Source organism: Saccharopolyspora sp. NPDC002686, from assembly GCF_040295745.1.
In the GTDB taxonomy this organism is placed as follows: domain Bacteria; phylum Actinomycetota; class Actinomycetes; order Mycobacteriales; family Pseudonocardiaceae; genus Saccharopolyspora; species Saccharopolyspora oryzae.
The window spans coordinates 1-6,876 of sequence record NZ_JBEOVY010000382.1; the positions used below are offsets into that span (position 1 = coordinate 1).

Genomic DNA, 6,876 nt, shown 5'->3' on the forward strand with positions numbered 1-6,876 from the left:
TTTGAAACGCCGAAGGCGTTTAGCCCACCTAAGCAACCGGCACCGCCGCGGGTTCTCAGACGCCGCCTGGCGAGGACAGCCCGTTCGCCGTGTATTGGACATACATAAGAACGGGATCCCGCAGCCAGGCGGTGTCTGAGGTTCCGCCACCCGCACCGCCACGCAAACCGAGTACGTCAGACAGATTCTCAGAGCATCGGCATCAGGGTGCGTAGCTCGTAGGGCGTTACGTGGCTGCGGTAGGCGTTCCACTCCTCGCGCTTGTTGCGGAGGAAGAAGTCGAAGACGTGCTCGCCCAGTGTTTCGGCGACCAGCTCGGAGGACTCCAGCTCGCTCAGCGCCTCGTTGAGGTTCTGCGGGAGGTTGGCGTAGCCGGCCGCCTTGCGCTCGCGCTCGGTCAGGCCCCACACGTCGTCCTCGGTGGCGGGCGGCAGCTCGTAGCCCTTGTCCACGCCGCGCAGGCCGGCCGCGAGGATCACCGCGTAGGCCAGGTACGGGTTGCAGGCCGAGTCCAGGTTGCGGACCTCGACGCGGCGCGAGGACGCCTTGCCCGGCGAGTACATCGGCACCCGGACCAGGGCCGAGCGGTTCGCGTGGCCCCAGCACACCGCCGTCGGGGCCTCACCACCGACGATCAGGCGCTTGTAGGAGTTGACCCACTGGTTGGTCACCGCGCTGATCTCGCGGGCGTGGTGCAGGATGCCGGCCACGAACGCGCGGCCGACGTCGGAGAGCTCGAACGGGTTCTCCGGGTGGTAGAAGGCGTTCTGGTCGCCCTCGAAGAGGCTGAAGTGGGTGTGCATGCCCGATCCGGGCTGGGCGCTGAAGGGCTTCGGCATGAACGAGGCGCGCACGCCTTGGGTCATGGCGACTTCCTTCACCACGTACCGGAAGGTCATCACGTTGTCGGCCATGGTCAGCGCGTCGGCGTAGCGCAGGTCGATCTCCTGCTGGCCGGGCGCGCCCTCGTGGTGGCTGAACTCCACCGAGATGCCCATCGCCTCGAGCGTTTCGATGGCGTTGCGCCGGAAGTGGGGGGCGGCGTCGTGGCTGGCCTGGTCGAAGTAGCCGCCGGAATCGGCGGGCACCGGCTCGGAACCGTCGTCGGGCAGGTTCTTGAGCAGGAAGAACTCGATCTCGGGGTGCACGTAGCAGGTGAAGCCCGACTCGGTGGCCCTGGCCAGGGTGCGGCGCAGGACGTGCCGCGGGTCCGACCAGCACGGGGAGCCGTCGGGCATGTGGATGTCGCAGAACATCCGGGCCGAGTAGTGCTCGCCGTCCGGGGTCTCCCAGGGCAGCACCTGGAAGGTGGCCGGGTCCGGCTTGGCGACCATGTCCGATTCGTAGATCCGGGCGAAGCCCTCGATGGCCGAGCCGTCGAACCCGATGCCCTCGGCGAAGGCGCCTTCCAACTCGGCGGGCGAGATCGCTACCGACTTGAGCATGCCGAGGACGTCGGTGAACCACAGCCGCACGAAGCGGATGTCACGTTCCTCCAAGGTGCGGAGCACGAACTCCTGCTGGCGGTTCATGCTCGCAGCCTAAGAGTTCCAGCGCCGAATCGCGTAACTGGTCCATGAACCCCGGGTCACCCGAAACCGATGAGGGCGATCATGGGCGGCAGGACGAGGGCGATCAGCACCGCGCCGGCGATGTCGAAGACGGCTCCGGCGCGGATCATCTTGGTGATCGGCACCGCTCCCGAGCCGTAGACCACCGCGTTCTGCGGGGTCGACACCGGCAGCATGAACCCGAAGGACGCGGCGAAGGTCGCGGCCAGGGCGGGCACGAACGGGTTGATCCCGGCGGCGACCGCGATCGGGATCACGATCGGCACCACGACCGCTGCGGCGGCGGTGTTCGAGGTCGTCTCGGAGATCAGCACCGCCAGCGCGATGGCGAAGATGGTGATCGCGACGGTGCTGGAGAAGCCCAGCGCGTCGGCCGCTCCCCGGCCGATGGTCTGGGCGAGCTCGGTTTCGGCGAGCAGGGAGCCGAAGATGATGCCGGTGCCGAACAGCACCACCGTGCCCCAGTCGATGCGGCTGGCCTCGGTCCAGGCGAGCGTGAAGCGGCGCTGGGACCAGTCGGTGGGCAGCAGGAACAGCAGCGCCGCGCCGAGCACGGCGACGATGCCCTCGTCGAGCCGGTCGCTGATCAGGTCGTAGGCCGGCGAGTCGTTGCCCGCGACCAGCGCGACCACGCCGGGCGTCACCCACAGCGCGACCGTGACGGCGAAGGCGATCAGCGTGTTCTTCTCCGCTCGCGAGAGCTTGCCGAGCTTGGCGCGTTCAGCGGCGACGTAGTCCTCGACGCCCGACAGCTTGTTGATCTCGGGCCGGTTGAGCAGCAGCAAGACGCCGGCCAGCACCGCGAACATCAGCAGGCAGACCGGCGCGGCCATGGCCATCCACTGCAGGAAGGAGATGCGCTGGCCGGTGGCTTCTTCGATCAGTCCGCGGCCGATCAGGTTCGGCGGCGAGCCGATCGGGGTGAGCAGGCCGCCGACGCTGGCGCCGTAGGCGAGCATCAGCATCAGGGCGACTCCGACCCGCAGCCGCAGCGGGTCGAACGGCGCACCTTCCGGCAGCTGCTTGCGGACCAGCTCGGCGATGACCGCGAGGATGCCGACGGCGGTGGGCAGCAGCATCGCGACGGTCGCGGTGTTGGACACCACCGCGGACAGCAGGCAGGTGATCACCCCGAAGGCGATGATCACCCGCGAGGCGCTGCGGCCGACACCGGGCAGCGACAGGATCGTGAACGCGAAACGCCTGGCCACGCCATGGCGGAGCATCGCTTGGGCGAGGATGAACGCCCCGATGAAGGTGAAGACGGTGGAGGAGCCGAACGGCGCGAGGACGTCGTCGGGCGGCAGGACGCCGAGGACCACCACCGCGCCGACGCCGATGAGCCCGCCGACGGGGATCGGCACCGGTTCGCAGACCCACAGCACGATGACGCCGAGGAGCACCGCGGCGAGCTTGTGCTGGGCCGGTTCGAGTTCGGTCGGCAGCAGGAGGAACAGGACGGTCAGCGCCGGGGCCAGGAACAGCCCCGCAGTGCGGCGGGCCCGTTCGAACCGCTCCTCCGCCGGGGAGAGGACCTGTTCGCCCAGTCCCCGGTACGTGCCGCCGGACAGCAGCACCGATGTCACGCTCCGCTCGCTGGCTCCACGCCCACCTTCGTCCGCTTTGTCCATTGCCAGACGATAGATGCGATGTGATCTGCTTCACCATCGTCCGTTCGGCCGCCTCGGCGGACGCGCGGGTTGGTTCGCACGGCGGCAACCCGGACGTGGCGAAGGGCGCCTCCCCGGCCGGGAGACGCCCTTCTGCACGTTGGTCACTTCGACGAGCAGCGCGCTCCGTCAGCGGGGACCTTCAGGTCGACCAGGTATCGCGTGCCCGCGTCGTCGACGCAGGAAACGCCCTGCAGGAACACCGTGTGCTGGGTGCCCTCGAAGGTGAGCAGGCGACCGTGCAGCGCGTCGGCGAGCTTGACGCCCGCGTCGTAGGGCGTCGCCGGGTCACCAGTGGTGGAGATCACCAGCGTCGGGGGCAGCGCGCCGACTTCGGGCTCGGTCGGTTCGCCGGTGACCGGGACCGGCCAGAACGCGCACATGTCGAGCGCCGCGCTCGGCGGGTTGCCGTCGTCGAGGAACGGCGCCGCCTCGCGGTAGCGGCGGTCGGCCTCGCGGCGCACGTTCGGATCCATCACGCGCTGGTCGTCGACGCAGTGCACGGCGTCGAAGGCGTCGTTGGTGTTGGAGTAGCGGCCGCTCTGGCCGCGGCTGAAGTAGCTGTCGGAGAGCGCGAGCAGGGTCCGGCCGCTGCCCTGGCGCAGCTCGGCGAGCCCGCCGTCCAGCTGGTCCCAGAGACTAGGTGTGTAGAGCGCCTGGATCGCGCCCATCGTGGCGTCCTTGTAGGACAGCTCGCGGCCGTCACCGGCGCGCACCGGGCGCTCCACCAGCGGACGGGTGATCTGCTGGAACTGCGCCACCGCGGTCTTCGGGTCGCGCCCCAGCGAGCACTGCTGGCGCGCCGCGCACCAGACCGCGAAGTCGTTGAAGGCGCGCTGGAACCCGGCACCCTGCGCCACCAGCTGGTCGATAGCCGACTGACCGGGGTCGATCGCGCCGTCGAGCACCATCGCCCGCACGTTGCCGGGGAACTTCTCGGCGAACTCCGCGCCGATCCGGGTGCCGTAGGAGTAGCCGACGTAGTTGAGCTTCTCGTCGCCGAGCGCCGAGCGGAGCACGTCCATGTCCCGGGCGACGTCGCGCGTGCCGACGTTGGCCAGCAGCTTCGGGTTGGTGCGCTGGGCGCACTTGCTCGCGTAGTCGCGCTCCTCGCTCTCGGTCTGCGCCACCCCGGCCGGCGAGGTGTCCGCGTCGGAGTCCAACCGGTCGGCGTCGCGCTCCTGGTCGGTCAGGCACCGCACCTCCGGTTCGGAGGCGCCGATGCCGCGCGGGTCGAAGCCGATCAGGTCGAACCGCTCCCCCAGCTCGGTGCTGCGCACCGATCCGGCCAGGCTGGCCGCCGTGCTCATCCCGGACGCCCCCGGACCACCGGGGTTGATCTGCAGCGAACCGATCTTCTGCTGCTGGTCGGTGGCCGGGCTGCGCAGGACGCCGATGGTGATCGCCTCGCCTTGCGGGGCGGCGTAGTCCATCGGGACCTGCAGGCGCGCGCACTCGATACCGGGGCTGGCGTAAGCGGTCCGGTCGCTCTCGGTCCGGGCGTAAGGCGCGCAGGGCCCCCACGACAGCTCCTGGCCGTAGAAGCGCTCCAAGCCCGGCGGAACCGGTCCGACCGGACCCTTCCGCTCGGTGTGCGGCTGCAGCGGCTGGGGGCTCTGCGTCGGCAGGCTGCACGCGGCGGCGCCCAGCACGACGACGGCGGAGAGCACTGTCAGTAGGCGGTTCACCACAGGATCGTGACATGCGGGGAGCGGTGTGAGCCGCGCCGGGCGGGACGACACCGCCCGGTCGGGTGCGCGAAGATGGGGCCATGCCCCAGTTGCGCATCGCACTCGCACAGGTCAACGCATGCGTCGGCGACATCGCCGGGAACAGCTCGATGGTCCTGGAGTGGACCCGTCGCGCCGTGCAGGAGGGCGCCCACCTGGTGGCGTTCCCCGAGATGGTGCTGTCGGGTTACCCGGTCGAGGACCTCGCGCTGCGCAAGTCGTTCGCCGCGGCCAACCTCGCCGAGGTCGAGCAGCTCGCCCGCCGGTTGCAGGAGGCCGGTTGCGGCGACGCGCTGGTGATCGTCGGACACCTCGGCCGCGACGACCAAGGTCCGCGCAACTCCGCGTCGCTGCTCTACGGCGGCGAGATCGTGGCGACCTACCACAAGCACCACCTGCCGAACTACGGCGTGTTCGACGAGGCCCGCTACTTCGCGCCCGGTTTCGACCTGCCGATCGTGCGGTTCCACGGGCTGGACGTCGGCGTGGTGATCTGCGAGGACATCTGGCAGAACGGCGGCCCGGTGGCCGCGCTGGGCCAGGTCGGCGTGGACCTCGTGGTGTGCCTCAACGGCTCGCCCTACGAGCGCGCCAAGGACGACGCCCGCACCCCGCTGGTCGTGCGGCGGGCGGCCGAAGCCGGGGCGCCGCTGGCCTACGTCAACCTGGTCGGCGCGCAGGACGAGCTGGTCTTCGACGGCGATTCGATGATCGCCGCGGGGGACGGCGAGATCACCGCGCGGGCGCCGCAGTTCGCCGAGCACCTGCTGCTGCAGGACCTGGAGCTGACCGCGGGCGGCCACACCTCGACGACGGTGTCCGCCGAGCCGGGCCCGATGCGGATGCCGGCCTTCGACGTGCAGCGGATCGTGGTGCAGCCCGAACCGCTGCCGAGCTACGAGCCGCTGCCGTCCGCTCCCCCTGCCGAGCCGCTGGACGACGAGGCCGAGGTGTGGGGCGCGCTGGTCACCGGGCTGCGCGACTACGTGCACAAGAACGGTTTCCGGTCGGTGACCTTCGGGTTCTCCGGCGGCATCGACTCGGCGGTCGTCGCGGCGCTGGCCGCGGACGCGCTCGGTGCGGACGCGGTGCACGGCGTTTCGATGCCGTCGAACTACTCCTCCGAGCACTCCCGCTCCGACGCCGCCGAACTGGCCGAGCGCATCGGCTGCCACTTCGAGGTGCAGCCGATCGCCGACATGGTCGACGTGTACGTGCGGCAGCTGGAGCTGGCCGGGCTGGCCGAGGAGAACGTGCAGGCGCGCGCCCGCGGCGTGCTGCTGATGGCGCTGTCCAACCAGCGCGGGCACCTGGTGCTGGCGACCGGGAACAAGACCGAGCTGGCGGTGGGCTACTCCACCATGTACGGCGACGCGGTGGGTGCCTTCGCGCCGATCAAGGACGTGCCGAAGACGCTGGTGTGGAAGCTGGCGCAGTGGCGCAACGCGGATGCGGAGAAGCGCGGCGAGGTGCCGCCGATCCCGGAGAACTCGATCACCAAGCCGCCGTCGGCGGAGCTGCGGCCGGACCAGGTGGACCAGGACTCGCTGCCCGAGTACGACGTGCTCGACGTGGTGCTGGACGGCTACGTGGAGAGCGACCGCAGCTACGCGGACCTGATCGCCGAGGGCTTCGACGCCGAGCTGGTCGAGCGGGTGCTGCAGATGGTGGACCGCGCCGAGTACAAGCGGCGGCAGTACCCGCCGGGGACCAAGATCACGTTCAAGGCGTTCGGCCGGGACCGGCGGCTCCCGCTGACCAACCGGTGGCGCGAGATCGCGCCGTGAACCCGGGGCGGCCGTAAGGACCGCTCGCGAATGCACGGGTTCCGGGGCGGGGGGGGGGGGGTGTGGGGGTGGGAGGATGATAAAAAGAAAAGACCAAAGATAAAAAAAATAAAAACAA

The 6,876-nt window shown here is 70.0% G+C and carries 4 protein-coding genes; 1 reads left to right on the forward strand and 3 read right to left on the reverse strand.

Annotation, left to right across the window (positions count from 1 at the left end; genetic code table 11):
- Positions 1 to 188 precede the first annotated feature (188 nt).
- The 3 genes from glnA to ABTZ89_RS33130 all read right to left on the reverse strand — a co-directional run bounded on the left by glnA (position 189) and on the right by ABTZ89_RS33130 (position 4,929).
- Complete coding sequence (glnA, locus tag ABTZ89_RS33120) at positions 189 to 1,532, reverse strand: type I glutamate--ammonia ligase (RefSeq protein ID WP_270949766.1); 1,344 nt, start codon at positions 1,530 to 1,532, stop codon at positions 189 to 191.
- A 56-nt stretch (positions 1,533 to 1,588) separates the two neighbouring features.
- On the reverse strand, positions 1,589 to 3,202 hold the full coding sequence (locus ABTZ89_RS33125; RefSeq protein WP_351052219.1) for an SLC13 family permease: 1,614 nt from the start codon (positions 3,200 to 3,202) through the stop codon (positions 1,589 to 1,591).
- Positions 3,203 to 3,345: 143 nt separating this feature from the next.
- Positions 3,346 to 4,929: an alpha/beta hydrolase gene (locus ABTZ89_RS33130; protein ID WP_351052222.1), complete on the reverse strand. Its 1,584-nt coding sequence runs from the start codon at positions 4,927 to 4,929 to the stop codon at positions 3,346 to 3,348.
- Positions 4,930 to 5,012: 83 nt separating this feature from the next.
- Between ABTZ89_RS33130 and ABTZ89_RS33135 the strand changes: the two genes are divergently transcribed.
- Complete coding sequence (locus tag ABTZ89_RS33135) at positions 5,013 to 6,758, forward strand: NAD+ synthase (protein ID WP_351052225.1); 1,746 nt, start codon at positions 5,013 to 5,015, stop codon at positions 6,756 to 6,758.
- Positions 6,759 to 6,876 lie beyond the last annotated feature (118 nt).